This is a genomic window from Rhodovibrio sodomensis, assembly GCF_016583645.1.
Classification (GTDB): domain Bacteria; phylum Pseudomonadota; class Alphaproteobacteria; order Kiloniellales; family Rhodovibrionaceae; genus Rhodovibrio; species Rhodovibrio sodomensis.
The window spans coordinates 1-1,331 of record NZ_NRRL01000288.1 but is presented as its reverse complement, the minus strand read 5'-3'; the positions used below and the strand labels follow the sequence as shown (position 1 = coordinate 1,331).

1 protein-coding gene is annotated in these 1,331 nt (G+C 55.8%); it reads left to right on the top strand.

Going from position 1 to position 1,331, the window contains the following annotated elements:
- Positions 1 to 378 (top strand): CHAD domain-containing protein (locus CKO28_RS27795; protein WP_200344791.1); only part of this gene is annotated, 378 nt, incomplete at its 5' end.
- Positions 379 to 1,331: the final 953 nt, after the last annotated feature.

Genomic DNA, 1,331 nt, shown 5'->3' with positions numbered 1-1,331 from the left:
CGCCACGACACGCTGAGCGAGGGCGAACTGCACCGCTTGCGCATCCAGTGCAAGAAGCTGCGCTACGCCAGCGAGTTCTTCGCCGGCCTGTTCCCAAAGAAGGCGACCAAGCGCTACCTGAAGGGGCAGGAGGCGATCCAGGACCGCTTGGGCGCGGTCAACGACGCAGCCACCGGCCAGCGCTTGCTGGACGATCTGGACCGGCGGCTGAGCAACAAGCGCGCGCCCGAGGCTGGCGGCAGCGGCGAGGCGCTGGCCGCCAACGCCACCGGCATCATGCTCGGCTGGCAAGCGGCGATGATGGACCGCGAACTCAAGGCCTTCCACGCCACCTGGGACGATTTCGCCGCGCAGAAGCCGTTCTGGAAGAAGGGGTAGAAGTATAGAGCAAACCGTCGTTTTGCACGCGTCAACACGCGGTCCCTCGGCGGACTGTTCAACATGATGCGTGATGTTTTAGAGCCTATCTGCATATCGTGTTGATGTGACGCTTATCTGTTTTTGAGAACTGGCATCTTTTCTAACAATTACTGGTTAAACCGCCCGTCCGTTCTGTGATGCATGTACCCGAGCCGCTAAGTCCTTATGAAGGGTGCGCAACGCCGCCCGGATTGAAGGAAACCGGCGTCCGTCATCTTGCAAAGCCAGTGAGCTCGTTGCCACAAAGTACGCATATCGACTGTCGGCAACAGCTATCCCAAGCGTGTGCCCGGAGACTTCGACAACGCACCGATCCAAGCCAGACTCGACGTACATCGTTATCTCCTCTACTGAAGGAGCTCCAACGGTATCCATTGAAGGATGACGTTTTGCTGACGGAGATACGACAGAACGCTTGCAACGTCACCACCAGCGATTCTACCATATTAGGGGTTGAAACTTTCAGGAAACGGTCATGTCGACACCAAGCGCAGTGTCCCAATCAATGGTATTAGATAAAGGTTGGCGCCTCGTACCACCAAGTGACAACGCGTATGAATTGTGTAAACGCGCGTACGATGGTTGGCATGTGGTTAAGCGCACGCCCAACTCGGATGAATTAGAAAGATTCGTGGCTGTGAACCATCCCGAGCTTACGCCGCGCCTTCGGAAAGCGCTTCGGGTGAACGATTGATCGGATCCCGCGCGCTAAGCAGAAGTGGCTTTCCTCAGCACTGATCCGAGTCCGATCAATCGGATCAACAAATCCACAGTTCGACAATCGTCAAAGTTCGTAATAAATAGAGGCTTTATTGATCTTGATCGGCTGTCGGCACACACTACTCGATCCACACGATGTTTTCGGTCTGGGCGCTGTCACAGGAACTGGTGTCCCTGCTCTACACTGTCAT